Below are 26,491 nucleotides of genomic sequence, written 5' to 3'. Positions count from 1 at the left end.
GCATGCGCGACCCGTCCGTCCCCGCGCCGGCGCCTGCGCGCCGTCGCTTCCTGCAGGCGATGGCGGCCGCTGGTGCTGCCGCCGTGCTGCCGCTCGACGTTCTGGCACAGGCCTGCGGCACGCCGTGGCGTGAGTGGCGTGCGTTTGTCGATCGGCATATCGAGCCGGATGGCCGCGTAGTCGATCATCTCAATACCGACCTGCGCAGCACCTCCGAATCGCAGTCCTACGGATTGTTCTTCGCACTGGTGGACAACGATCCAGTGCTGTTCGACCGTATCCTGGCCTGGACCCGCCGCCACCTGTGCCGCGGCCGTGCCGACCTCAATCTGCCTGCGTGGTTGTGGGGGCGTGCCGCCGATGGCCAGTTCCGCGTGCTCGACCCCAACACCGCCGCTGACGGCGAGCTGTGGATCGCCTACGCGCTGCTTGAAGCGGGCCGCTTGTGGAAACGGCCGGGGCTGGTCGAAGCCGGCCGGCAGACGCTGGCGCTGATGCGCACGGCTGAAGTCGTCGAGCTGCCCGGCTTCGGCCCGATGCTGCTGCCCGGCAACCGCGGGTTCGTGCAGGCCGACCGCTGGACGCTCAACCCGAGTTACCTGCCGTTGTTCGTGCTGCGTCGTTTTGCCGCCGTCGATGCACGTGGCCCGTGGGCGCGGCTGGCCGAACGCAGCGTGGCGATGACGCGTGCCAGTGCGCCGGTCGGGTTCGCGCCGGACTGGATCGCCTGGAACGGCAAGGCCTTCGTAGCCGACCCGGGCAAGGGCGCGATCGGCAGCTACGATGCGATCCGCTGCTATCTGTGGGCAGGCATGACCGATCCGGCCGATCCGTTGCGGCGCACCTTGCTTGACGGCCTGTCTGGGCCGGCATCGATGTTGCGCGCGCAGAGCGGCTTTGCCGAAAAGATCGACACACGGCTTGGGGTGGGCACCGGTACGCCGTCACCGGGCTTTGCAGCCGCCCTGCTGCCGTATCTCAGTGCACTTGGCCAGCCCGCATTGGCCAAAGCGCAGCTGGCGCGGATTCCCGCCGCCGGCACCCTCAACTATTACGATCGTGCCTTGGTGCTGTTCGGCAAGGGCTGGATGGATCGCCGCTACCGTTTTTCTGCCGATGGGCGACTGCTGCCCGCGTGGAGTTCGCCATGTTCCGCAAGACCCTGACACCTCTTTGCCTGGTTGGCCTGTGCGTGCTGACCGTGCCGGCCTTCGCGCAGAACGCGTCGTCGACGCAGCAACTGGTCAGCCAAGGCAACTACTGGCAGGACCAGGGCCGCGAGGATCTGGCCGCCGATGCCTGGCGCAAGCTGCTGGCCACCGATCCCAACCAGGCCGATGCACTGCTCGGCCTGGGCCTGATCGACCTCAACCAGGGCCGCCGTGCCGAGGCGCAGAAGCGACTGCAGCAGCTGCAGGCGCGTCATCCGTCCTCGGCGCAGACCACGCGCCTGCGCATGGCGCTCGGCGGTGGCGGTGGCGGGAACCAGCTGCAGACCGCGCGTCGCGCGGCGGCGGCCGGTCGCTATGTCGAAGCGGTACGTGCCTATGACGAGGCCTTCGGCGCAGGCGGTCCGCCCAATGATCTGGCGCTGGAGTACTACCAGGTGCTGGCCGGTACGCCGGAAGGCTGGACGCGCGCGCGCGATGGCCTGCGCCGCATCGCCACCGGCAACAACAACCCGGCCAAGTTGGCGCTGGCTCAGGTGCTGACCTACCGCGAGCCCACCCGCCGCGAGGGCATCGCCCAGCTGCGTACGCTCAGCCAGGCCACCGATACCGCCGGCCCCGCGCGTGCGGCCTGGCGCCAGGCGCTGCTGTGGCTCAACGCCACCACCGCCGATGCACCGCTGTACCAGGCCTTCCTGGACGTGGTGCCGAACGATCGCGAGGTGGCGGCCAAGCAGGCGCAGCTGCGTGAACAGGCCATCGCCAACCGTCCGGTGCCGCAGGACCCGAACCAGCGGCTGCTGGGCGAGGGCTTCCGTGCCCTGGACAGCAACAACCTGGCCCAGGCCGAAGCCCGTTTCGCCCAGGTGCTGCGCGCGCGTCCGCGCGATGCCGAGGCACTCGGTGGCTTGGGCTCTGTGCGTCTGCGCCAGGAGCGCTTCGGCGAAGCCAATGAACTGCTGCGCCCGGCGGCTGCGATCAACGGCAAATGGCGCAGCGCGGCCGATGCCGCGCGCTACTGGCTGACCCTGCAGGAGGTGCGTCGCCAGCCCAGCGGCGATGCCATCGCCCGGGTGCAGCAGGTCATCGCGCTGCAGCCGAAGGAGCCTGCGGGTTACGTCGCGCTGGCCGACCTGCAGAGCGGGAGCGATCCGGCCGCGGCCGAACGCGGCTACCGCAAGGCACTGGAACTGGATGCCGGCAATGCCGGTGCGCTGCAGGGCCTGGTCGGCCTGCTTGGTCGTCTTGGCCGCGCCGATGAAGCGGCCGCACTGTTCGACCGGCTGACCCCGGCCCAGCAGGAAAGTGCCGGCGGCCAGTCGGTGCTGCGTGCCAACCTGGCGCGTGCCCGCGCGCAGCAGGCGCTGGCCGAGGGCAGCATCGAGATGGCGCAGATCGAGCTGGAAGATGCATTGCTGGTGCAGCCGCGTGACCCATGGCTGCGGTTGGAACTGGCGCGCCTGTACACGCGCGCGGGTCGTCCGGACCAGGCCAATGGTGTCATCGAAGGGCTGCGCGCGCTGGACGACAGCTCGGCGACCTCGCTGTATGCGCAGGCCCTGTTCGCTCAGGAGAACAGTGACTGGCCGCGCGCGTATGCGTTGCTGGAACGCATTCCCACCGCGTCGCGTGATTCGGAAATGACCGCGTTGCACGACACCGCGTGGGTGCAGGTGCAGGCCGCCCAGGCGCGCTCGCTCATGCAGCGCCAGCGCAGCGGCGAAGCGCAGCTGTTGCTGGCCCGCGCCGAAGCCGCACTCGGCGACCGGGTCAAGAACCCGGCCATCGTGGCCGCGTTGGCCGGTGCCTACGCCGACATCGGCAGCCAGCAGCGCGCCCTCGTGCTGGCGCAGCGCCTGATCGAAGGCGGTTCGCCCAGCGTCGACAACCGCCTGGAATATGCCTCGGTGCTGCTGCGCGCCGGTCGCGATGGCGAGGTCGCCGCGATCCTGCGCCAGCTCGCCGACGTGCCGCTCTCGGCCAGCCAGCAGACCCGCTTGAACGATCTGCGCAGCGGCTACGTGCTGCGCCAGGTCGATGCCCTGCGGGAGCTTGGCAATCTTGAAGGCGCGTACGCGGTGTTGGCCCCGGCATTGGCCGAGCGCCCGCAGGACCCGCGCAATATCGCGGCCCTGGCGCGCCTGTATGCCGCCGCAGGCGACAACGGCCAAGCCCTGGCGCTGTACCAGCAGCAGTTGCAGCTGGCACCGGGCGATCTGGATGCGATGGTTGCCGCCGCGGGCAGTGCCGCGGCGATGCGTGACATGGATCTGGCCGAACAGTATCTGGAGCGCGCGCTGAAGCAGGCGCCGGAGTCGCCGGATGTGTTGGCGGCGGCAGGGCGCGTGTATCGCGCGGCCGGCAAGAACCGCCGCGCCGAAAGCTACTTCCGCGCGTCGCTGGCCGCCGCCGCGAAGGGCAGCGGCCAACTCGACAATGGCTACCCGCAGGCCAGCACCGCGATGCTGGCCAGCGGTGGCAGCTTCAATCCGTTCGCCGGTCTCAACCGTGGCGGTGGCACCCGTACCGCAGCGCTGCGCGATGGTGGTCTGCCACTGCCGGCCGCGACTGCCCGCCTGGCTGCCCAACCCCTGCCGATGGACGCCGGCCCGGCGATGGGCATGAGCCTGGGCCCGGCAAGCGTCACTCCAGTAATCGATGCCGATGGCCTGCCGGAACCGGTCATGGCGACGGCTGCGGCCAGCGGCGGTGTCGCCCTGCCGTTGCCGGTGCCCGGCTCGCGCCAGGTGCCCAGCCAGGCGAGTGCGCCGCGCGCCTCGCGCAATACCGCGCTAGGTCCGCTGCCGCCAGCCACCACCGGCAACGGCGTGCTCGACGAACTGCGCGCGCTCAAGGCCGAGAACAGCAGCAGCCTGGCGGTCGGCGCGGCGTATCGCACCCGCGCTGGCGAAGCCGGCATGGGCCAGCTCGATGACCTGCAGGTGCCGCTGGAAGGGCAGTTCGCGGTCGGCGACGGCAAGCTCAAGGTGGCAATCACCCCGACCGTGCTCGATGCCGGGCGCCCCGATCCGGAATACACCAGTGCCAGCCGCTTCGGCGGTGGCCCGCAGGCCGCTTTGGCCGGTGCACTGGCCGCTGACCGCACACCGGTCGATGACCTGGTCGGCTCGTCGCTGTACCAGACGCTGCTGACCCGTGGCGAGAGCAACGCGACCCGCAATCTGATCTACGACCGCGCGCTGGACAACGGTCGTTACCAGGAACTGTTCAACCAGACCGACGGTTCGCTCACCCAGGCCGAACGGGCCGCTGCCGCACGTGCGCTGCTGTTCGCCGATCCGCTGCCGAGTTACATCCTCAGCCGCGATCTGGCCAATACCCCGATCAGCGACATCGCCACCCAGGTACTGGGCAATGCCGGCCTGGTGCGCGGGCTGAGCGCGGCCGAGCAGGCCCAGCTCAAGACGCTGGCCCAGGGCGGCGGTGGCTCACAGACACCGCAGGCGTTCCAGGACACTTTGTACGCGATGGTGGCCAATGCCGCCGGTGCCCGCCGCATGAGCTCCCAGGATGCCAGCGGCGCCGGTGTTTCGGTGGGCTATGAGCGGGGTGGCTTCCGCGCCGATGTCGGCAGCACGCCGCTCGGCTTCGATGACACCCAGATCGTCGGCGGCATCGGCTACCGCGGTCAGATCGGCGATGCGCTGACCTGGTCCGGTGAGGCCTCGCGCCGTGCGGTGACCGACAGCCTGCTGTCCTTCGCCGGCGTGGAAGACGGGCGCAACGGGCTGCGCTGGGGCGGGGTGACCGCGAGCGGCGCCAAGCTCGCCGCGACCGTCGACAACGGTCAGTTGGGCGGCTACGCCAGCGCGTCCTGGCATCGCCTGGAAGGCGAGAACGTGGCCGACAACGATCGCCAGGAAGTTGGCGTGGGCGTCTACGTGCACGCCCTGGAGACCGACAACCAGTCGCTGACCGCCGGCCTCAACCTGACCGCGATGCAGTACGACCGCAACCTCAGCGGCTTCACCTACGGACATGGCGGTTACTTCAGTCCGCAGCGCTATGTGGATGTCGGCTTCCCGGTGCACTGGAACGGGCGTACTTCCAGCGGCCGCGTGGCGTGGCAGCTGGATACCAGCGTCGGCGTACAGCACTTCAAGGAAGACGCTGCGCCGTACTTCCCGACCGATCCGGCGATGCAGCAGGCTGCTTACGAGGCCGCCTCGATGGCTGCGTTGCTGGGACTGACCACCGAGTACGTGGACCCGGTCTATACCGGCCAGACCAAGACCGGCGTGTCCTACAACCTCAGCGCCGCGGCCGAATGGCAGCTGTCTTCGCAGCTGTTCCTGGGCGGGCGCATGGAGTTCAACAACGCGCGTGACTACCGGCAGTTCGGTACCAGCCTGTACCTGCGCTTCCTGCTCGACCGCCTCGGCGCCGGGCTGGGCAAGCAGCCGCAGCCGCTGCGCTCGCCGTACGCGTCGGGTGAATGATTACCGTCATGCGTTGATGACCGGCCCGCTGCCAGGCTTTACCTGGCCGCGGGCGTCCCGCAGGCTTCCCAGGTCCCGCTGCGAAGAGGCTGATGTCCGTGACTGAATCCCCATCGTTCCATCGGATGCGCCGCCGCCTGCTGCAGGCGCTGGCCGTTACTCCGCTGCTGGCCTGCTCGGCCAACGGCCCGGCGCGCGGGCCCGGCCCGTGGACGGCGTGGCAGGTGATGCGTGCCTCCAGCGTGACTCCGGACGGGCGCATGGTCGACCACAACAACGCCGACCAGCGTTCGACCTCCGAAGGCCAGTCCTACGCGCTGTTTTTCGCGCTGGTGGACAACGATCAGCCGCTGTTCGATCGCCTCCTGCGCTGGACCGAGGACAACCTCGCCGGCGGCAGCATGGCCCAGCGCCTGCCCGCCTGGCTGTGGGGGCGCGACACCACGGCCAATGCATGGAAGGTGCTGGACGACAATCCCGCCAGCGACTCGGATGTCTGGCTCGCCTATACCCTGCACGAGGCAGCGCGGTTGTGGAAACGGCCGGCGCTGCGGCAGACCGCCGAAGCGATGCTGGCGGCGATCCAGGTGCAGGAGCTGGTCGATGTTCCGGGCCTGGGCACGATGTTGATGCCTGGGCCCAAAGGATTTGCGACGGAAGACACGTGGCGGTTCAACCCCAGCTACCTGCCGTTGCCGCTGCTGCGCCGCTTCGCCGCGCTTGATCCGAGCGGGCCGTGGACCACCGTGATCGGCAACAGCGTTCGCCTGCTGCGCGATACCGCACCCCACGGCTTTGCGCCGGACTGGACCGCGTGGCGCGACGGCGGCTTCATCGCTGATCCGGACAAGGGTCCGCTCGGCAGTTACGACGCCATCCGCTGCTATCTGTGGGCAGGCATGACCGCCGTGAACGATCCCAGTTTCCGCTCGGTTCTGGATGCGCTGCACGGCCCGCTGAGCACCCTGCGCGAGGGCCAGCCGATGCCGGAGAAGGTCAACACGCTCACCGGCATACGCGAAGGCACCGGCAACTACGGTTTCCAGGCGGCCCTGGTGCCGTACCTGCAGGCGCAGGGCGAGGCCGAACGCACCAAGGCAATGGTCGCTGCGCTGCCGACACCGGAGCAGCAGCGCGCCGCGCCGCCGCGCTATTACGAGCAGGTGCTCAGTCTGTTTGCCCTGGGCTGGTACGAAGGCCGCTATCGCTTTGCCGCCGACGGCCAACTGCGCCCAGCCTGGGCCTGACCAGCACCGGCACACGGCCGGTGCCCGTCGATCACTCCAGCGCGTAGCGCAGCACGAACAACCCGGCCACCAGCCACACCGCCGGATGCACGTCGCGCCAGCGCCCGGTGCCGGCCTTGAGCACCGCATATGCGATGAAGCCGAAGGCCAGGCCGTTGGCAATGGAATAGGTGAACGGCATCGCCAGCGCGCACAGCGCGGCCGGCACCGATTCGGTCAGGTCGCCCCAGTCCACATCGACCAGCTCGCGCAGCATCAACCCGGCCACGAACAGCAGGGCAGGGGCGGTGGCGTAGCCGGGCACCATCGCCGCCAGGGGCGAGAACAGCAGCGCCGCCAGGAACAATGCCGCCACCACCAGCGCGGTCAGACCGGTACGGCCACCGGCCTGCACGCCCGAGGCGCTTTCAGCGAAGGCGGTGGTGCTGCTGGTCCCGAGCAGCGAACCGGCGACGATCGCGGTGCTGTCGGCCAACAAGGCACGGCCGAACCGCTTCTGCGCGCCGGGCAGTTTCAACAGGCCCGCACGACCGACCACGCCGTACAGCGTGCCGGTGGCATCGAACACTTCCACCAGCACGAACACCAGCACCACCTGCAGCAGCACCGCGATCGGCGCGCCACCGTCGTGATGCAGCAGGCCCGGCAGGTCCAACTGCAGGAACGTCGGCGCCAGGCTCGGCGGCAGCGAGATCAGGCCATGGAACTGCACGTCTCCGAGCAGCCAGGCCGCCCCGGTCACCGCCAGGATGCCGATCAGGATTGCGCCGCGCACCTTGCGTGCCTCCAGGATCGCGATCAGCAGAAAGCCAGCCAGCGCCAGCAGCGGTGGGGCGGTATTGAGCGGCCCAAGCGCGACCAGGGTGTCGGTGTTGGCGATGATCACGCCGGATTTCTGCAGCGCGATGATCGCCAGGAACAGGCCGATGCCGGCCACGATCGCCGCGCGCAGCGAAGCGGGGATACCCGCCACCAGCCAGGCGCGTACGCCGGTCAGTGACAGCACCAGAAAGACCAGGCCGGAGATGAACACCGCCGCCAGCGCCTGCTGCCATGGCAGGCCGGCCGCGCCCACCACGGTGAAGGCGAAGAACGCATTCAAGCCCATGCCGGGCGCCATGCCGACCGGGAAGTTGGCCGCGAATGCCATTACCAGCGAGCCCAGCGCGGCGGCCAGGCAGGTGGCGACGAACACCGCGCCCGGGTCCATGCCGGTGGTGGCCAGGATGTCCGGGTTGACGAAGACGATGTAGGACATCGTCAGGAACGTGGTCAGGCCGGCCAGCAGTTCGGTGCGCACGGAGGTGCCGTGCTGCTGCAGCTGGAACAGGCGTTCGGGGAGGGACATCGCGAAATCTCAAACCGTTGGTGGTGGGTACCGACCGTTGGTCGGTACGCTTCAAAGCATCACCACCAACGGTGGTGACCTACCGAAATGAGAAAGGCCGCGCGAGCGCGGCCTTTCCGGTTGCCTTATTTCAGCGCCTTGAAGCGCAGGCGCTTCGGCGCAGCGTCGTCGCCCATGCGGCGGCGCTTGTCTTCTTCGTACTCGCGGTAGTTGCCCTGGAAGAACTCCACGTGCGAATCGCCTTCGAACGCCAGGATGTGGGTCGCGATGCGATCCAGGAACCAGCGGTCATGCGAAATCACGAAGGTGTTGCCCGGGAACTCCAGCAGCGCATCTTCCAGCGCACGCAGGGTTTCGATGTCCAGATCGTTGGACGGTTCATCGAGCAGCAGCACGTTGCCACCCTGCAGCAGGGTCTTGGCCATGTGCAGGCGGCCACGCTCACCACCGGACAGCGAACCGACCAGCTTCTGCTGATCCTGGCCCTTGAAGTTGAAGCGGCCGATGTAGGCGCGCGACTGGATCTCGATGCCGTTGATGTTGAGGATGTCCAGGCCGCCGGCGATTTCCTGGAAGACGTTGTGGTTGCCTTCCAGCGCGTCGCGGCTCTGGTCCACGTAGGACAGCTTGACGGTCGGGCCGACGGTGATTTCGCCCGAATCCGGCTTTTCCTGCCCGGTGATCATCTTGAACAGGGTCGACTTACCGGCACCGTTGGGGCCGATGATGCCCACGATCGCGCCGGCCGGCACCAGGAAGCTCAGTTCGTCGAACAGCAGGCGGTCGCCGAACTTCTTGGAGACGTTCTTGAACTCCATCACCGAGTTGCCCAGGCGCTCGCCCGGCGGGATGAAGATTTCATTGGTCTCGTTGCGCTTCTGGTAATCCACCGACTGCAGCTCTTCCAGGCGGGCCAGACGGGCCTTGCCCTTGGTGCGGCCACCCTTGGCGTTCTGGCGCGACCACTCCAGTTCCTTCTGGATCGCCTTCTGGCGGGATTTTTCCTGGTTGTCTTCCTGCTTCAGGCGCTCGTCCTTCTGCATCAGCCAATCGGTGTAGTTGCCCTTCCACGGAATGCCGCGGCCGCGATCCAGTTCCAGGATCCACTCGGCGGCGTTGTCCAGGAAGTAGCGATCATGGGTGACCGCCACGACGGTGCCGGTGTAGCGCGCCAGGAACTGTTCCAGCCACTCAACGGACTCGGCGTCCAGATGGTTGGTCGGTTCGTCGAGCAGCAGCATGTCCGGCTTCTGCAGCAGCAGGCGGCACAGGGCCACGCGGCGCTTTTCACCACCGGAGAGCTTGCCGATCACCGCATCCCACGGCGGCAGGCGCAGCGCATCGGCGGCCACGTCCAGCTGGTTTTCCAGGGTGTGCGCATCGCCGGCGGCGAGGATCGCCTCAAGGCGCTCCTGTTCCTTGGCCAGCTTGTCGAAGTCGGCGCCTTCCTCGGCATAGGCCAGGTAGACCGCGTCCAGCTGGGCCTGCGCCTGCAGCACTTCGCCGACGCCTTCCTCGACTGCTTCACGCACGGTCTTGGTCGGGTCCAGCTCCGGTTCCTGGGCCAGGTAGCCGACCTTGATGCCGGGCTGCGGGCGGGCTTCGCCCTCGAAATCGGTGTCCACGCCGGCCATGATCTTGAGCACCGTGGACTTGCCGGCACCGTTCAGGCCCAGCAGGCCGATCTTGGCACCCGGGAAGAACGACAGCGAGATGTCCTTGATGATCTGCCGCTTGGGCGGGACCACCTTGCTGACGCGGTTCATGGTGTAGATGTATTGCGAGGACATGAGCTCTCCGAAGGCGCAACCCTGCGCCCGTTCCGGACGGAACAGGAACAGAGGAAGAAAAGGATGCCCCGATTATAGCCGGAAGCGATCAATGCCGCCGGAAGCCAAGGGCGCCGGGGCTTGCCGCCGCCTGAATGCGGGGTCAAAGCCCTTGAATTGGAAACCGTTTCCAGCCGGAGACCGTTCAGATGGGGTGCGCATGATGGAGCCATCAACCCACCAAGCGAGGCCAGTCATGCGCATGAATCGATTTGTGGTCGGGGCCGTCGCCTCGCTGCTGGCCTTGGGCACCGTGGCCCGGCCTTCGCCGATGACCACCGTGGTCGCGGTCACGACCGCCGGGAGTGGCGTGATGACCGCCGCGACAGCCGCCACGATCGCCATGACCGGCACGATCGTCATGACCGTCGTGAGGTCCGCCATGACCGCCGTTACGACCATCGCTACGACAATCGTGGTTACTACCGTCCAGGCCCGCCGCCGCGTGTGGTCTATCGCCCGGCGCCGGGGTATGGCTCCTACGGCTGGGCGCGTGGCCACCGCTACCGTGAGTACTACGGCGGCCCGGTCTACGTGGTGGACGATTACAGCCGCTATTCGGTGCGCCGCCCGCCGCGCGACCATCACTGGATCCGCGATGACCGCGGCAACCTGCTGCTGGTCGCCATCGCCACCGGGATCATTGCCGACTACGTGATCAACAACCGGTAAGACCGGGTCCAATCGCGGCGGTACCTCACACGGACGGCGCCCTTCGGGGCGCCGTTCTGGTTTCCGCGGCGGGCCGCTGCGGCTGGCGCCCTGGGCAGCATGCGGTGGTGCCGGCGATCGGCGGCACAATTGGTCAGCCCCGCGCCCGGGGACTACAATCCAAGGCTCGCGCTGTACCCCCTCTGCCTGCCTGGAGTAACCGATGTTCCCGCGTGACGTCCGCATCGAAACCTACGATCCCGAACTGGCCAAGGCCATCGCCGCCGAAACCCAGCGCCAGGAAGACCATGTCGAGCTGATCGCCAGCGAGAACTACACCAGCCCGGCCGTGATGGAGGCCCAGGGCAGCCAGCTGACCAACAAGTACGCCGAGGGCTATCCGGGCAAGCGCTACTACGGTGGCTGCGAATATGTGGACGTCGCCGAACAGCTGGCGATCGACCGCCTCAAGCAGCTGTTCGACGCCGACTACGCCAACGTGCAGCCGCACAGCGGTTCGCAGGCCAACCAGGCGGTGTACTTCGCGCTGCTGCAGCCGGGCGACACCATCCTGGGCATGAGCCTGGCCCACGGCGGCCACCTGACCCACGGTGCCAAGGTCAATGCCTCGGGCAAGCTGTTCAACGCCATCCAGTACGGTGTCGACGAAGCCGGCCTGATCGACTATGACGAGGTCGAGCGCCTGGCCCTGGAGCACAAGCCGAAGATGGTCGTGGCCGGCTTCTCGGCCTACTCGCAGGTGGTGGACTGGGCACGCTTCCGCGCCATCGCCGACAAGGTCGGTGCCTACCTGTTCGTGGACATGGCGCACGTGGCCGGCCTGGTCGCCGCCGGCGTCTACCCGAGCCCGCTGCCGCACGCCCACGTGGTCACCTCGACCACCCACAAGACGCTGCGCGGCCCGCGTGGCGGCATCATCATCGCCAAGGGGGCAAGCGAAGAACTGCAGAAGAAGCTGCAGTCCATCGTGTTCCCGGGCATCCAGGGCGGCCCGCTGATGCACGTCATCGCCGGCAAGGCCGTGGCCTTCAAGGAGGCGCTGGAGCCGGGCTTCAAGGCCTACCAGCAGCAGGTGGTCAAGAACGCCCAGGCGATGGCCAACACGCTGATCGCGCGTGGCTACAAGATCGTGTCCGGCGGCACCCAGAACCACCTGATGCTGGTCGACATGATCGGCAAGGATGTCTCGGGCAAGGATGCCGAAGCCGCGCTCGGCCTGGCCCACATCACCGTCAACAAGAACTCGGTGCCCAACGACCCGCGTTCGCCGTTCGTGACCTCGGGCCTGCGCCTGGGCACCCCGGCGGTCACCACGCGCGGTTACGTGGAACAGGACTGCGTGGACCTGGCCAACTGGATCGCCGACGTGCTCGATGCCCCGGCTGACGAGGCCGTGATCGCCCGCGTGCGCGATGCGGTCAGCGCGCAGTGCCGCAAGTACCCGGTCTACGGTTGACATGGACGAGGGCCGGCAACGGCGTATCTACGCCGTGCTGGCCCTGGTCTGCGGCATCGTGGGGATGGCTGGCGGTGGCACCTTCGCCGCCATCGGGGTCTGGGTCGCATGGGTCGAGCCGGCCTATCTGGACCGGGCCTCGCGCCTGGTGATTGGCGGCTGGGGGGCGGCCGGCCTGATCGGGATCGTGGGCTGGCTGTGGTTGAGTGGCCGCTATCTCCGAAAGGGACGCACCGGCCTGCGCGATGCCGGGCCTTGGCCGTGGGCTGCATTGGGCCTTGGCGTCCTTGCCGCCCTGGCGGTGGTCGGCATTGCATTCTGGCAGGCCGTCGCGAGTCCGATGGCACTGGTTCTGCTGCTGGCCGGGCCGCCGATGCTCTCCTGTGCGGCGCACCTGCTGTGGCTGCGCCGGCAGCCGGCCTAGGCTGGGCTGGCCTCTGCCCCCAGCCATTTGCTGTTGCCTGTCTCTCTCAGGTACCGTTGCGACGCTGCCGTGACCACGGCATGACGTTTTCCCGATGCAAGGCGTTCCATGTACTGTCCGTTCTGCCAGCATGCCGATACCCGTGTGATCGACTCGCGCGTCTCTGAAGACGGCGCGACGATCCGGCGTCGCCGCGAGTGCGAGGCCTGCAACGAGCGCTTCAGCACCTTGGAAACCATCGAACTGAAACTGCCGGCGATCGTGAAAAGCGACGGCAGCCGCGAGGCGTTCGATGCGCGCAAGGTCCGCAGCGGCTTTGATCGCGCGCTGCAGAAGCGTCCGGTACCCGAAGACAAGATCGAGCTGGCGGTGCGCGCGGTGATGCAGCAGGCGCGCATCTGTGGCGAACGCGAAATCCCCTCGATCAAGGTCGGCGAGTTCGTGATGAACGAACTGCGCAAGCTGGACCACGTGGGTTACGTGCGCTTTGCGTCGGTGTACCGCAGCTTCGAAGACGTGGCCGATTTCCGCGAAGAGATCGAGAAGCTCGAACGCGAGCTGCCCTCCAGCACCGAGCAGTTGCAGTTGCTCGGCGATGTGATCGCGCTGACCAAGAAGAAAAAGGGCTGAGCCCTTGCCGCATCGCGGCCACCCCGGCTGGGCTACCATCGCGGCTGCACGCCGCCAGATGATCCCCGCCATGACCGATTTCTCCGCTCTCGACCATCAGCACATGGCGCACGCGCTGCGCCTGGCCGAACGTGCCGCGTACACCGCGCGGCCCAATCCCATGGTGGGGTGCGTGATTGCCCGCGATGGGGTCGTGGTGGGCGAGGGCTGGCACCAGCGCACCGGCGGCCCGCACGCCGAAGTGTTCGCGCTGCGCCAGGCCGGTGAGCAGGCCCGCGGCGCCACCGCCTACGTCACCCTGGAGCCCTGCGCGCACCACGGGCGCACACCGCCGTGTGCACTGGCCCTGATCGACGCCGGTGTCAGCCGCGTGGTGGCCGCGATGCGTGATCCCTTCCCGAAGGTCGACGGGGGCGGCTTCGTGCTGCTGCGCGAGGCCGGCATCGAGGTGGCCGAAGGCCTGATGGCCACGCAGGCGCGCGAGCTCAACAGGGGCTTCCTGTCGCGCATCGAGCGCGGCCGTCCGTGGCTGCGGGTGAAGCTGGCCGCCAGCCTGGATGGCCGCACCGCGATGGCCGACGGGACATCGAAATGGATCACCGGCGCGGCCGCGCGCGAGGATGTGCAGCACTGGCGCGCGCGGGCCGGCGCCATCCTTACCGGTGCGGCCACCGTGCTGGCTGACGATCCGATGTTGACCGTGCGCCTGGCCGATACCGACGTGCTGCCGCCGCTGCGCGTGGTGCTCGATGCACGCCTGCGTTCGCTGGAATGTAGTCGCGTACGCGAGGGTGGGGCGCCGACGTTGTACGTGCACGACGCCGCCGTCAGCCCACCGGATGTGGCTGATGCCGAATTCGCCAGCGTGCCCAGCCGCGATGGCCGCCTGGACCTGGGCGCGGTGCTGGCCCTGCTCGCCGAACGCGGCATCAATGAAGTGCACACCGAAGCCGGTGCGACGCTGGCCGGTGCATTGCTGGCCGGCGGTTGGGTCGACGAACTGCTGCTCTACCAGGCGCCCACGCTGCTCGGCGAACATGGCCGGCCGCTGCTGTCCGGCCTGGGCATCCACGCGATGGAGCAGCAGCGTCGGCTGCGGGTGGTGGACCAGCGGCAGGTGGGGGCAGACGTGAGGCTGTTGATGCGCCCATAAAAAACGGGCCCCTTGCGGGACCCGTTCGATCATGGCGCGGCGCGGACGCTGCAGCTCGATCAGTAACCGACGTGTGCGCCGTCATATCCACGCGGCGCAGCACTCAGTCGCGTAGCTTAACACTTATTTAACTTAAAGCCTCCAGTCAGGGTGCCCTGTTACACTAGCCGGGCCGGTTCGCCGGTACATAAACGTCTTCAGGGCGGGGTGCGATTCCCCACCGGCGGTAGGTGCGCAAGCACGAGCCCGCGAGCGCTTCCCGGCCCCCGGGAAGGTCAGCAGATCCGGTCCAATGCCGGAGCCGACGGTATAGTCCGGATGAAAGAAGACGGTGCGGCCGGGCCTTGTGCCCGGCGTGCACCTATATGCCTTGCGGCGTTTTTCGCTCACTTTCCGCGGAGAACGTTACGTGTTTACTGGAATCATCGAAGGCGTCGGCCGTCTGGCCGCACGCGAGTCCCTTGGCGGCGATGTCCGCTTCACCTTCAACGTGGGCACCCTGCCGTTCGAGAACGTGCAGATGGGCGAGAGCATCGCCATCAACGGGGTCTGCCTCACCGTCATCGCATTCGACGCCAGCAGCTTCCAGGCTGACGCCTCGACCGAGACCCTGGGCCTGACCACGCTGGGTCGGCTGGCCGACGGCGCCGTCATCAACCTCGAACGCGCGATGCGCCCGACCGACCGCCTCGGCGGCCATCTGGTCAGTGGCCATGTCGATGGCCTGGGCCAGGTGTTGTCGGTGCATGACGACGCGCGTGCCCAGCGCTGGCGTTTCGCCGCGCCGGCCGCGTTGCTGCGCTACATCGCCAAGAAGGGCTCGATCTGCGTGGACGGGGTCAGCCTGACCGTCAACGAGGTGGACGAGCAGGGCTTCGAGGTCGCGCTCATTCCGCACACCGTCGCCAACACCGCCTTCGCTGCCACCGCCGTGGGCAGTGCGGTCAATCTTGAAATCGATCTGGTCGCCCGCTACGTCGAACGTTTGCTGGGTGCAGGAGCACGCGCATGAATTTCGCCCCGATTCCCGAGATCCTCGAGGACATCCGCCTCGGCCGCATGGTCGTCATCGTCGATGACGAAGACCGCGAGAACGAAGGCGACCTGATCATGGCCGCCGAGCTGGTCAAGCCGTCGGATATCAACTTCATGGTCACCCATGGCCGTGGCCTGGTGTGCCTGCCGCTGACCCGCGAGCGCGCTGCCGATCTCGGCCTGGCGCCGATGGTCCAGGCCAACACCGCGCAGTTCCAGACCAACTTCACGGTCAGCATCGAGGCCGCCGAGGGTGTCACCACCGGCATCTCGGCCTACGACCGCGCGCACACCATCCGCACCGCGGTGAAGCCGGACGCCAAGCCGGCCGACCTGCACCAGCCGGGCCACATCTTCCCGCTGATCGCCCAGCCGGGCGGCGTACTCACCCGCGCCGGGCATACCGAGGCGGGCGTGGACCTGGCCATGCTGGCCGGGCTGGAACCGGCCGGCGTGCTGGTGGAGATCCTGAATCCGGACGGCAGCATGGCGCGCCGCCCGGAGCTGGAGGTGTTCGCCCGCGAGCACGGCCTGAAGATGGGTTCCATCGCCGACCTGATCGCCTACCGCCTGGCCACCGAGAAGACCGTCGAGCGGGTGGACGAGCGTGAGATCGAGACCGAGTTCGGCCCGTTCACGCTGGTCACCTACCGCGACCGGATCGCCCACGACCTGCACTTCGCGCTGGTCCGCGGCACCCCCGATACCGAGCCGACCCTGGTCCGGGTGCAGGTCGAAAACCCGCTGGCCGATCTGCTGCACTGGCGTCGCGACGATTTCGGGGTGGCCTCCACCGATGCGCTGCGCGCGATCGCGGCTGCCGAGCGTGGCGTGATGGTGGTGCTGTCGGCCCCGCGCGACACCAACAGCCTGCTGGCCCGCCTGCGCCAGCAGCCGCAGCCGGTGGTGCCGGGCAAGGACAAGGATGTGAGCCAGTGGCGCCGCAACGGCGCCGGGGCCCAGATCCTGTCCGATCTGGGCCTGGGCAAGCTGCGCGTGCTGGGCACCCCCCGCCGCCAGATCGGTCTGGCCGGGTATGGCCTGGAAGTGGTCGAGACGGTGGGGAACACGTCATCGCATTCGCGCTGACGCCCCACGATCTGCTGTGCAAACCGCGGGTCCTTCCTGGCCTCATCCAGACTCCCGCCGCTTCGCGGCAGCCCCCTGACCCAGGGGGGCTGCTGCACCCGACCCGTCCCGTAACGCGCAGCGGCCCGGCTACACGCGGCCATGCGCTAGAATATTCACCTATTAAATGGACCCCACGCCGAACATGAGCCATTACGAAGGCGACCTCCGTACTCCGGAAAAGGCCCGTTTCGCCATCCTCGCCAGCCGCTGGAATGCCCGCATCACCGACGTGCTGGTGGCCGGTGCGCGGCAGAGCCTGGCCGGCAATGGGATCGACGAGTCCGCCATCGACGTGATCCGCGTGCCCGGCGCGTGGGAACTGCCGCTGGTCGCCGCGCGCCTGGCCGCCGCCCATCAGCATGCCGCGATCATCACCCTGGGCTGCGTTATCCGGGGCGATACCCGTCATTACGAACACGTCGCCGACCGCTGCGCGGAAGGCCTGATGCGCGTGCAGCTGGATTTCGGCGTGCCGGTGCTCAATGGCGTGCTGGCGGTGGAGCGGGTCGAGGATGCCGAAGCCCGCGCGGGTGGCAGCCACGGCAACAAGGGTGAGGAAGCCGCACTGACGGCGTTGGAAATGGTCAATCTTCTGGAGCAGCTGCCATGAACAAGTCAAACCCGGGCAAGCCCTCCGGTAAGCCCGTCCGCCGTGATGGCGTCGATCCGGTGCTGCGTTCGCGCGCCCGCCGTCGTGCGCTGCAGGCAATCTATGCGTGGCAGATCTCGGGGGGCAACGCGCAGAGCGTGATCGCCCAGTTCGCCCACGAACAGGCCCGCGAGATCGCGGACCTGGCCTACTTCGAAGCGCTCGTGCACGGCGTGCTCGACAACCGCAAGGACCTGGACGCGGCGATCGATCCGTACCTGGACCGCGGCATCGAGGAAGTGGATGCGATCGAACGCGCCGCGCTGCGCGTGGCCGCCTATGAAATGCGTTACCGCCTGGACGTGCCGTACCGCGTCGTGATCAACGAAGCGATCGAATCGGCCAAGCGCTTCGGTTCCGAGCACGGCCACACCTACGTCAACGGGGTGTTGGATCGCGCCGCCGTGGAATGGCGCAAGGTCGAAAACGGGGGCTGATCGGCCCCATGTCCCTGGCTGAATTCGCCCTCATCGACCGCATCCGGGCGCGCACCGTCGAGCGCGACGACATCGTGCTCGGCATCGGCGATGACGCTGCACTGCTGCAGCCGCGCCCGAACGAACAACTGGTGGTCACCGCCGACACCCTCAACAGCGGGGTGCATTTTCCGGCGGAGACCCCGGCGTTCGACATTGGCTGGAAGACGCTGGCCGTCAACCTGTCCGACCTCGCCGCGATGGGCGCACGCCCGGCCTGGTGCACGCTGGCGCTGTCGCTGCCCGAGGCCAGCGAAGACTGGATCGATGCGTTTGCCGATGGCTTCTTCGCCCTGGCCGACCAGCACGACATCGCGCTGATCGGCGGCGACACCACGCGTGGCCCGCTGTCACTGTCCGTCACTGCGATGGGGCAGGTGTCACGCGGCCAGGCACTGCGCCGCGACCGCGCACAGGTGGGCGATGACATCTGGGTGAGCGGCACACTCGGCGATGCCGCCGGTGCGCTGCGCCTGTGGCAGCAGGGCGCATTGAACGTGGCCACCGCCACCTTGCTGGCCGACTACGAATGCCTGCGCCTGCGCCTGCTGCGGCCCACCCCGCGCGTCACCCTGGGCCTGCGCCTGCGTGCATTCGCGCACGCAGCCGTGGATATCTCCGATGGGTTGCTGGCCGATCTGGGCCACATCGCGGCGCGCAGCGGTGTCCGCGCCGACGTCGATGCCGATACGCTGCCCATCTCACCGGCGTTGCGTGAACTGCTGGGCCGCGACGCGGCCCGCGAGTGCGCGCTGCGCGGCGGCGATGATTACGAACTGTGTTTCACCGCCGCCGCCGACCAGCGCGACGCGCTGCACTTCGTGGCCGAATCGCTGGACCTGCCGATCACCCGCATCGGCCGTATCGCCGAGGGGCAGGGCGTACACACCGAAGGCCACGACGGCCCGAGCGGATACGAGCACTTCGCCTAAGTGCGGCAGGGATTGGTGTCCTGCCGGTACGCGGCTGCGGGCAAGGGGCCATGGTGGCCGGCCATGCTGGCAGCACGGGCGATGAGCATTTAGGAATTCTCCGAATTCGCCGCTGCGCGCTTCGGCTTACAACTATTTTCATAGCCGTGCGTTTGACGCGACGACACACTTCACGCTCCTGAAAACGAGCGGTCCCATGTCACGTGTCGTCCATGTCCTGCTGCTGTGTGCGCTGGCGTTCCCCAGTCACGCCAGCGCACCGCAGATCAATGTCGGCGTCCTCTTCGACTACCTGCAGCCCGGCAGCAGCAACCTGCTCAAACGCATCCGCAATACCGGCGCCGGCACCGCCTACGTCCGGGTGGAAGTGGCAGAGATCGTTTTCGATGCCGATGACAAGCCCGTCGAAGTTCCGGTGGATGCGCCATCGTTGGTGCGCAACGCGCCTGGGGCGCATGGGGTCATCGCCAGTCCCAGTCGCCTGATCATCGCAGGCAACGGCCAGCAGGCCACACGACTGGTGTATCGGGGCCTGCGCGACGAGGAACGCTACTACCGCCTGCGCTTCGTGCCGGTGGCGCCGAGTGCCGAGGAATTCTCGCTCAGCGAGGAACAGGCACAGCAGGCCGCAGAGCTTTCCTCGGCCATCCGCGTGTTCACCGGCTTCGGCACCGTGCTGTTCATCGCGCCACAACACCCGCGCTATGACACCCGCATCGAGTCCGGCCAGATCCACAACCACGGCAACGCCACCATTGTTCTGGAAAACCTGCGCCAGTGCGAGCGGGCCAAGGTCGACGCCTGTACGCCCGGAATCATCGTGCACGTACGCCCCGGTCGCTCTCACGTGCTGGCGTCTGACGATACGCATTTCATCCGTTACGACCTGAAGGAGGGCGAACGCCAGCGCAGCATCGACAGCCGCCGCTGACCGTCCGTCCCCCACCAACGCCATTGTCCCGCCCGGGCCCGCCAGGAGTCCGATGGGACAGCTTTGCCCTTGTCCTGGCTTTTGTACCCATTCACCCAGGAGTATCTGAATGTCCTTCTTGAAACACGCGATGGCGGCTGCGGCAGTCCTGCTCATCACCCCGGCCGTCAGCTTTGCGGCTACCGAAACCAAATCGATCACCGTCAATGTGTCGGCTGACGTGCCCAACGTTGCCGGCCTGCAGGTGTCCACGCCGGACGGCTGGGAAGGCCTGCCGCAGAATCTGCCGTGGGATACCGCACGCCAAGTGCTCGGCGAACTGACCGGTCGCGTGATCAACGTGAAGTCGCCGGCTGCCATCACCGCCTATCTGTCCGCCCCGGCGCAGATGGCCTCGGCCGCGGACGTCGTGGATCTGGTGGTGAAACTGGACAACGTGGTCGTGCCGGCAACGGCCGCCGCCAAGATCACCGTTGCCAACGCAGCCCAGGCCGCATCCGGCAAGTCTCTGGCCTTCGCCATCGCGCCTACCGAACCGGGCGGCGGTTACAAGCAGGGTAATTACGGCGGTCAGTTCCACATGATCTTCGAAAGCGACATCTGACGCCTGCCGAGCTCTGTGCCTTCCTGCCCCACCGCGCGTGCGGCAGGAAGGCCAATGTCATCTATGCGCCTTTCACACCTACCTCCGCGACCGGTTCCGATGCGACTGGCGGTTGCCATTGCCGCCATGCTTGCTGCTGCCTCGGCGCAGGCGACCGCAGGCGCGCCAGACGCACAGGTCAGCCTGCTGGAGCAGCGCGACCGCATGCCTGCGGAGTTCCGCGAGCATCTGTTCGGCAATCCGCTGACCGTGCGCGTGGAACTGGACGGGCAGTACTTGGGCGACGCCGAAGTACTGCTGCATGAAGACAACCGCGTACAGCTGATCGGCTTCGTCGAAAGCATCGACAGCCCATGGCCGCAGAGCGAGCGCACGCGCTGGGCCGAGCAGCTGGCCGAACCGCTGCCGCTTGGCATATGCGCGCCGCAGTGCCGTGGCCTGGCCGCGCTGCACTACAGTCTGGCCAATTCGCTGCTGAGCCTGTTGACGCCGGCAACTGCCAGTGCGGAACAACGCAACACTGCCCTGCCGGCGTCCGGCAGCCACGGCTTGATCGTACGTAACAGCCTGGCCGTGCATGGCGGCCAGGACCAGCCGGCCAGCGCACGCTACAGCGCTGAACTGAGTGGCAGCATCGGTCTGTGGAGCACGGTTGGCAGCTACCAGTACTACGCCCAACCCGGCAGCACGGAGCACTATCTCAGTGCGTTGTATGCACAACGCGAGCTCGGCGATCATTTCGTCCGCGCGGGCTATTTCCTGCCCACGTTCGAGGGCATCATCCGCCAGCCACGCGCGCCGGGTACGCAGAATGACACCGCGCTGGGGGTGATGTTCGGTTCGTCGGATGTGCTGCTGGCCGACACGCGCAGCGCCAGCGTCTATCCGGTGTACGTCACCGCCAACCGCGACGGTGTGGTGGAGATTCTGCGCGACGGCAACCTGCTGGCCACACAGGCCGTGAAGCCCGGCGTGCAGGAGATCGACACACGTCGCCTGCCAGGCGGCATCTACGACGTGGTGCTGCGGGTCATTGAAGACGGCCAGGAGGCCTCGCGCGAAACCGCCTCGATCCACAAACCCAGCCGTTGGCGCGATCCCACCCGGCGCTGGCGCTACAGCGCGTTCGCCGGCCAGCAGCGCAGCCTGCTCGACAGCGATCATTCAATGCAGGAAGGCGAGATCGCCGCCGGTGCGGTGGTCAACTACCTGTTGCACCCGCGCGCAGTGGCCGGTGCCACCGTGCAGCAGATCGGCACGCGCCGCGCCACCGGCCTGTCGATGGACTGGCAGGCCAGTGATCGCTTCAGCGCCTACACCAATTTCTACACCTCCAGCGATGCCGGGCGCGGCGTGGAACTGCAGGGACTGTATCGCTACCGTGCCGGTTCGGTGGTCGCCAACCACGCGCGCAGCTGGGCAGAGCAGCGTCATCGGCTGCCCGCCAGCGAGGGTGCGCCGCCACGTTGGGAAACCCGGGGAGGCTGGCAGGACATCACGGCCGTATCGATCACCCATCGCTTCAGTCACCGCGACAATGCGAGCCTGCGCGTGGCCCGCAGTTCCGGCTTCACCCGTGGCACCGGCATCGACGTTTCCTACGGTCGCCGCGAAACCCTGTTCGGCAGGCATGACGTAAACTGGCGTGTCTCGGCCTACGACCGTCCGGGCAGCCGCTTCACCCACTATCGCCGCCAGCGCGGCATCGATCTGACCGTCAGTGTGTCACTCGGCAGCGAACGCCGCAGCTACAGCGGCAGCCTGGGCAGCCGGACCGGCGAAGCCGGCCAGCGCGACGGCTACGTCACCGCGGTCGCCACCCAGCGTGTGGATGGGAAGATCCTGCGCAGCGTCAATGGCATGGTCACAGCTGAACGCAGCGGCATTGGCGCCGGCGCCGGCGCCTATCTGCAGAGCCCACTGCTGGAAGGCGATGTGCAGCTGTATCGCGGTGCCGGTTCTGGCCACGTTGGCGGCAGCGCCAACCTGGACAGCACCGTGGTGATCGGGGGAGGACATGCTGCCGTGCTGGGCCAGGGACGCAGCGGCAGCGTGGACACCGGCATCATCGTCGACGTGCGCAGTGACTTCCCCGATGTCACGTTGCGTGCCGACGACAGTCGTGGCGGTGGCGTGCAGCTGCGCCCGGGACGCAACTTCGTTCCGGTCACCGCCTATCGTGCGGGACAGGTGCAGTTCGACTTCCACGGCCGGCACGCACCTGCGGCGGCGCTGCAGCCGTCGACCATCAGCTACCACCTCAACAAGGGCGGCGTGGTTCACACCACGGTGGATGTACTGCGCACCTTCACCGTGATGGGTCAGGTACTGGATGCCGATGGCAACGGCATGCGCGGTGTGCAGGTGATCAACCACGCCGGCCGCAGCGTCAGCCAGGAAGAAGGCTTCTTCACCCTTGAACTCAGCGCACGCGCGCCGGTGGTGGAGCTGCGCTACCCGAACCGGATCAGCTGTGTGCTGACCATGGAAGAGGGCCGTCACCCCCGCGAAGGCGATGTACTGATGGTGGGCGGCATCGGTTGTCCGCCGTCGGTGGTCGCGCACTAGCCCATTGTTCCGACGAACCAGGCAGGTCTAAAGCATGACTATTGGCATCCGGCTGTTCCCGTTGCTGGCCGTAATGGCGGCGTTGCCTGCCACCGCACAGGTGGTGGACGTCAACGTCACCGGCGAATTCAGGCCCAACGCCCTGGATCCGGGCGATACCGCATTCCGCAACACGACACCCCGGGGCAGCTTCTGCAACTGGAGGCCGGCCGAATGCGATAGAAACGGGGCCTATATCTTCGATCTCGGCAACCGTGAGTACTGGCGCAAGGAGGGGCCGAGCGACGACACATCAAGGCGTGATACCACCTACATCCGCTTCCCGCCGCCGCGTACGATCACCCTGCAGGAGGTGTCGAGCGGACGCACCTTCGAGGCGACCATCAGCTTTGCGGCGCTGTCCATGCGCATCAACTTCGGTGGTGGCGCCGATCCCTGGTACTACGGCGTCAGTGGAGGTTGCACGGCCATCCGCGGCGCCGGTGGGCGTGGATGGTCGCTGGGCGGTTGGGCGGTACGGACGCCAGCCAGCCCCACCGAGTGCTACAGCACCAACACGCGGTATGCCCGCAGCTACTCCTACAGGAACGTGGGGCTCGGCATCCACGTTACCCTGCCCAATGCAATGACGCTGCAGGATGGCCGTTACATGGCCCAGGAAACCTGGACCACCGGCGGCGCCGGGGCCGACATCGATCTGGGCGACAACATCACCGGTGTCGAGGCCGTGCGCATGAACTTCGTGTTCGATGTGATCCACGATTTCCAGGTGCGCTTCGCCACCGAAGCGCCGCGCGTACAGTTGGCGCCCGAAGGGGGCTGGTCGCCCTGGATCGATCATGGCACTGCTCCGGCGAGGCTGCGCCAGGAGCTGCCGTTTCATCTGACCACGTCGATGGACTTCAGCATGAAGCTGCGCTGCCAGCACCACGTCGGCGACCAGTGCGGCATTCATGATCCGCAGGCGGACAAGCAGGTGCCGGTGGAGGTGGACGTCACCCTTCCGGGCATGAACAACCTGCGCGATGGCCGTCCGGCGCAGAACACCGTGCTGCTGGCCGATGACGGTCAGGCACCGCGCTTCACGCCCGATGGTTACCTGATGCAGCGCCGTTCGACCCTGCGCTTCACCGCCGGGCGTGACGCGGTGCTGGAGATGGTGAAGACACCGGGCTCGCGCTGGGAAGGAGACATGACCGTGCTGTTCGACGCCAATCCCTGAGCCAGGGACAGGGATTGGCGTGGCCGAGGTGCCGCGGAAGCTGGCTACGCCACCCGCAACTGCACATCCACATACTCGGCCAGCCCACGGCAGGCCAGCAGCAACCCTTCGCGCACGTCATCGCCCACCTGCTGGTCGGCATCGCCGTCCACGCGTACGCGCTCGATGGCGTGCAGCAGTTCCAGCAGCAAGGTGAGCCCGGCATTGGCGCGGTCGATGCGTGCCATCGCGAAGCCAAGCGCTGCTTGCGTCCTTTGCCCGGCCACGGCTGGCCATCGGTGGCGTCCACGTGGCGGATGCGCTGCAGGCAGCCGAGCAGGGTGATGCCTTCGTCGGCGTGGGCGCGCATCGTGCTGCCCAATGTGGTTTCCAGTGCTTTGGCCAGGTCATCCGGCAGGCGTTCGACGGCGTCGCCCAGTGTGGCGAACAGATAGGGATAGAGCGAAGAAGTCATGGCGGCGTCCTTGAGTGCGAAGCAAGGGGCCGCCCTCGCGCTGGGCGAGGGCGGCGGACGGTGCGTGGTTGCAATACCGGGGACCAACGCGTGTTAGCCGGCGGGCGCAAGGCCCCACGCACCGCCCGCCATAGGGCACGGACGGATTGCCTGCCGAGGCCGCCCAACAGGAAGGAGCGACGCCGGCAGACAAGCGTAAACAACGCGATAGTCCTACGGGATTGCAAGCCCGTGCCACCCGTTGTCGGTGGCGCGCCATGATGTGCACGCAGGTGCTGTTACACCAATCAGAAAACTTTCAAATTCGAAAACGTTGCAGATGCGTGTCGCATGCGCTGCGCTGAACCGGGCGCACATGCGCGTGCCAGTTGCGACATTTCCTGCATGGCAGATGTCGAACGCATGCCCGGCTGCGTTCAACGCGCGACTGCGGCCTCGGCATCGCGCGGGGTACCGTAATCGTCCAGCCACTGGAACGTCACCGACGACGGCATCGCCGCACCGCTCGGCAGCGGCAGCCGCACCTCGGCCCCCGGCGCGATCATGTCCGCCTCCACCTTGCGGCCATCGGGCAGCGTCAACGTACTGATGGTCACGTGGTAGGCGCTGGGGTTGCTCACCTGCAGAGCGCCGCCCTGTGCTCGCCACTGCAGCTGGCCTGCTGCATCACGGGCATTGCCGGGCAGGCCAGCCGGGCGATGGAACAGCTTCACCCGGGTGCGCACGGCGAACTGCAGCAGGTTCTTGCCGGCGGCATCGGTAGGCTTGGGGGGAATATCCAGCAGATTGAAATAGAACACCGATTCGCGATCGGTGGGCAGCGGCGCTTCCGACGGCCGCGGCGCGTACGTCACGCGGTAGGCCTGGCCCTGGTGTGCCTGGAGCAGGCGCGGGTCGGCCGGGGTCAACCGGAAGGGGGTGCGCACATTTTCCGGCCGCGCATGGCTGTCGCCATCGTCGATCCAGATCTGCACCATGGCGGGCTGATCACCGCTGTTGGTCGCCTTTACGGTCACGTCGCGTCCCTTGCCGGCGTCATGCACGATACGCGTGCCCTGCAGGGTCACCGCCGCCGATGCGGGCAGCGCCACTGCGCCAGCCAGCAGCGCGGTCATCCACGTCATTGCACGAATCTTCATCGTCATTCCTCATCGGGTGGGAAAGTGCCGGCCTGGTATCGGGCCGGCACGGCAGGACTCAGTCGTACAGAACGACAAAGTCGCCAGTGGCGTTGGCGGAACCGGCAGTGGCGTTGCGGCCCGGCGACGAATACCAGGCGCTGTAGTCCAGCTGGCCCGTGCCGGCGGCCGGAATGTCGACCCACTGCAGCGGGTCTTCGCCCAGCTTCTGCTGGTTGCCGCTGGCGTCATACAGTGCAACGCCCACATTGGTGGCAACAGACGTCGCATCCAAGGCCAGGTTGCCGGTGCTGCCATCAGGGGTGCCGCCGAAGCGCACGCCCACCTTCTGGGCTGCGCCGGAACCGGTGCAGTCGAGCAGGATGCTGAAATTCTTCATGCCGGCGCGGTCGGCGGCATTGACCGACGCCACATCCACCTTGCCCATCGGCACGGTGACGGTGCCGCCGGTGGCATCCACGGAACAGGTGCTGGTCATCAGTTCACCGGTGATCTCAAGCTTTTCGGCGAAGGCGGCGGGGGAAACAGCCAGTGCGAGCGCACTGGCAACGAGCAGATTCAATCGGTTCGACATGGGAATGTCCTTGGTTGGGTAAACAGGAGATCCGCACCGGCCGGGCCGGCGGATGCGCACAGTGTTCCCGGGCATGCCCGGCGGGAACATGCAATTAGTTGCAAGGTGCTTGTGCGATGCGTCGGTTCGTGCTTGCGGTAAAGCGCGCGGTCAGGAAACGACATATCGCCCTGCGACAGCCGGTTGCAGGCAATCGGTGCGACAACCGCAACACATTCGATTGACTGTCTTTGCGCCGTGAAAACAAGCCTGAATTGCCCTGAAACAGTCAGTGCATGGAAAGTCGCGTCGTTTCGTGCTTCGGTGTCGCTTTGCAACAAATTGCATGGGAAGGCGGAGGGGGGCTGTCTACGCTTCGGCCCACTTCGACTACGAGCGATGTCGGCTT

General features: G+C 67.3%; 20 protein-coding genes, 2 pseudogenes and 1 riboswitch. Of the genes and pseudogenes, 17 read left to right on the top strand and 5 right to left on the bottom strand.

The features are described from left to right. Window positions 1-2: 2 nt before the first annotated feature. The 3 genes from bcsZ (POS15_RS15050) to bcsZ (POS15_RS15040) all read left to right on the top strand — a co-directional run bounded on the left by bcsZ (POS15_RS15050) (window position 3) and on the right by bcsZ (POS15_RS15040) (window position 6,876). Window positions 3-1,166: a cellulose synthase complex periplasmic endoglucanase BcsZ gene (bcsZ, locus tag POS15_RS15050; protein ID WP_019182526.1), complete on the top strand. Its 1,164-nt coding sequence runs from the start codon at window positions 3-5 to the stop codon at window positions 1,164-1,166. Continuing rightward, window positions 1,148-5,629, top strand: coding sequence for a cellulose biosynthesis protein BcsC (locus POS15_RS15045; RefSeq protein ID WP_284128375.1), 4,482 nt, complete (start codon window positions 1,148-1,150; stop codon window positions 5,627-5,629). Before bcsZ (POS15_RS15050) ends, POS15_RS15045 begins: the two co-directional genes overlap by 19 nt. Before the next feature lie 92 nt (window positions 5,630-5,721). Continuing rightward, window positions 5,722-6,876, top strand: a complete 1,155-nt coding sequence (bcsZ, locus tag POS15_RS15040; protein WP_026069670.1) for a cellulose synthase complex periplasmic endoglucanase BcsZ — start codon at window positions 5,722-5,724, stop codon at window positions 6,874-6,876. Between the two features lie 31 nt (window positions 6,877-6,907). Here bcsZ (POS15_RS15040) and POS15_RS15035 read toward each other — a convergent pair whose 3' ends face one another. Both POS15_RS15035 and ettA read right to left on the bottom strand, forming a co-directional pair. Beyond that, window positions 6,908-8,224 (bottom strand): NCS2 family permease, encoded by a 1,317-nt coding sequence (locus POS15_RS15035; RefSeq protein ID WP_019182523.1) that lies wholly within the window; start codon window positions 8,222-8,224, stop codon window positions 6,908-6,910. A 125-nt stretch (window positions 8,225-8,349) separates the two neighbouring features. After that, window positions 8,350-10,014 carry an energy-dependent translational throttle protein EttA gene (ettA, locus tag POS15_RS15030; RefSeq protein WP_019182522.1) on the bottom strand — a complete coding sequence of 555 codons (1,665 nt, stop codon included), beginning with the start codon at window positions 10,012-10,014 and terminating at the stop codon, window positions 8,350-8,352. 235 nt (window positions 10,015-10,249) lie between these two features. Between ettA and POS15_RS15025 the strand changes: the two are divergent. The 14 genes and pseudogenes from POS15_RS15025 to POS15_RS14960 all read left to right on the top strand — a co-directional run bounded on the left by POS15_RS15025 (window position 10,250) and on the right by POS15_RS14960 (window position 23,936). Next, window positions 10,250-10,725 (top strand): annotated as a pseudogene (locus POS15_RS15025) (RcnB family protein). Between the two features lie 202 nt (window positions 10,726-10,927). Further along, window positions 10,928-12,181 carry a serine hydroxymethyltransferase gene (gene glyA, locus POS15_RS15020; protein WP_019182520.1) on the top strand — a complete coding sequence of 418 codons (1,254 nt, stop codon included), beginning with the start codon at window positions 10,928-10,930 and terminating at the stop codon, window positions 12,179-12,181. 1 nt (window position 12,182) lies between these two features. Beyond that, window positions 12,183-12,605, top strand: coding sequence for a hypothetical protein (locus POS15_RS15015; RefSeq protein WP_284128374.1), 423 nt, complete (start codon window positions 12,183-12,185; stop codon window positions 12,603-12,605). Window positions 12,606-12,713: 108 nt separating this feature from the next. Continuing rightward, a complete protein-coding gene (nrdR, locus tag POS15_RS15010) occupies window positions 12,714-13,235 on the top strand; it encodes a transcriptional regulator NrdR (RefSeq protein ID WP_019182518.1) in 522 nt (173 codons plus the stop codon). Between the two features lie 70 nt (window positions 13,236-13,305). Then, window positions 13,306-14,388: a bifunctional diaminohydroxyphosphoribosylaminopyrimidine deaminase/5-amino-6-(5-phosphoribosylamino)uracil reductase RibD gene (gene ribD, locus POS15_RS15005; protein ID WP_284128373.1), complete on the top strand. Its 1,083-nt coding sequence runs from the start codon at window positions 13,306-13,308 to the stop codon at window positions 14,386-14,388. Between the two features lie 189 nt (window positions 14,389-14,577). Further along, window positions 14,578-14,722, top strand: a riboswitch (FMN riboswitch). Between the two features lie 75 nt (window positions 14,723-14,797). Continuing rightward, complete coding sequence (locus tag POS15_RS15000; protein WP_046272747.1) at window positions 14,798-15,400, top strand: riboflavin synthase; 603 nt, start codon at window positions 14,798-14,800, stop codon at window positions 15,398-15,400. Continuing rightward, window positions 15,397-16,512, top strand: coding sequence for a 3,4-dihydroxy-2-butanone-4-phosphate synthase (gene ribB, locus POS15_RS14995; RefSeq protein ID WP_019182515.1), 1,116 nt, complete (start codon window positions 15,397-15,399; stop codon window positions 16,510-16,512). The genes POS15_RS15000 and ribB overlap by 4 nt, the downstream gene beginning before the upstream one ends. A 184-nt stretch (window positions 16,513-16,696) precedes the next feature. Further along, the gene (ribH, locus tag POS15_RS14990) at window positions 16,697-17,164 is read left to right on the top strand and encodes a 6,7-dimethyl-8-ribityllumazine synthase (protein ID WP_019182514.1); all 468 of its coding nucleotides are present in this window, start codon (window positions 16,697-16,699) and stop codon (window positions 17,162-17,164) included. Further along, window positions 17,161-17,640 carry a transcription antitermination factor NusB gene (nusB, locus tag POS15_RS14985; RefSeq protein WP_019182513.1) on the top strand — a complete coding sequence of 160 codons (480 nt, stop codon included), beginning with the start codon at window positions 17,161-17,163 and terminating at the stop codon, window positions 17,638-17,640. Before ribH ends, nusB begins: the two co-directional genes overlap by 4 nt. Window positions 17,641-17,654: 14 nt before the next feature. Continuing rightward, window positions 17,655-18,611: a thiamine-phosphate kinase gene (gene thiL / locus POS15_RS14980; RefSeq protein ID WP_046272759.1), complete on the top strand. Its 957-nt coding sequence runs from the start codon at window positions 17,655-17,657 to the stop codon at window positions 18,609-18,611. Window positions 18,612-18,807: 196 nt separating this feature from the next. Then, entirely contained in the window at window positions 18,808-19,542 is a 735-nt protein-coding gene (locus tag POS15_RS14975; RefSeq protein WP_080150020.1) for a CS1 fimbrial subunit B flags: Precursor, read from the top strand. A 109-nt stretch (window positions 19,543-19,651) separates the two neighbouring features. Continuing rightward, on the top strand, window positions 19,652-20,146 hold the full coding sequence (locus POS15_RS14970; protein ID WP_284128372.1) for a CS1 type fimbrial major subunit: 495 nt from the start codon (window positions 19,652-19,654) through the stop codon (window positions 20,144-20,146). Window positions 20,147-20,245: 99 nt separating this feature from the next. Then, a complete protein-coding gene (locus tag POS15_RS14965; RefSeq protein WP_284128371.1) occupies window positions 20,246-22,714 on the top strand; it encodes a TcfC E-set like domain-containing protein in 2,469 nt (822 codons plus the stop codon). A gap of 34 nt (window positions 22,715-22,748) precedes the next feature. Beyond that, on the top strand, window positions 22,749-23,936 hold the full coding sequence (locus POS15_RS14960; RefSeq protein WP_284128370.1) for a hypothetical protein: 1,188 nt from the start codon (window positions 22,749-22,751) through the stop codon (window positions 23,934-23,936). Window positions 23,937-23,980: 44 nt separating this feature from the next. Here the strand turns inward: POS15_RS14960 and POS15_RS14955 are convergent. The 3 genes and pseudogenes from POS15_RS14955 to POS15_RS14945 all read right to left on the bottom strand — a co-directional run bounded on the left by POS15_RS14955 (window position 23,981) and on the right by POS15_RS14945 (window position 26,103). Next, window positions 23,981-24,390 (bottom strand): annotated as a pseudogene (locus POS15_RS14955) (hypothetical protein). Window positions 24,391-24,806: 416 nt separating this feature from the next. After that, window positions 24,807-25,529 carry a molecular chaperone gene (locus POS15_RS14950; protein ID WP_284128369.1) on the bottom strand — a complete coding sequence of 241 codons (723 nt, stop codon included), beginning with the start codon at window positions 25,527-25,529 and terminating at the stop codon, window positions 24,807-24,809. A gap of 58 nt (window positions 25,530-25,587) precedes the next feature. Then, window positions 25,588-26,103: a fimbrial protein gene (locus tag POS15_RS14945; RefSeq protein WP_019182506.1), complete on the bottom strand. Its 516-nt coding sequence runs from the start codon at window positions 26,101-26,103 to the stop codon at window positions 25,588-25,590. Window positions 26,104-26,491: the final 388 nt, after the last annotated feature.

It is taken from the genome of Stenotrophomonas sp. BIO128-Bstrain, assembly GCF_030128875.1.
Taxonomy (GTDB): domain Bacteria; phylum Pseudomonadota; class Gammaproteobacteria; order Xanthomonadales; family Xanthomonadaceae; genus Stenotrophomonas; species Stenotrophomonas bentonitica_A.
Note: the sequence above shows the minus strand (reverse complement) of the source record. Positions and strands in the feature narration are given on the sequence as shown.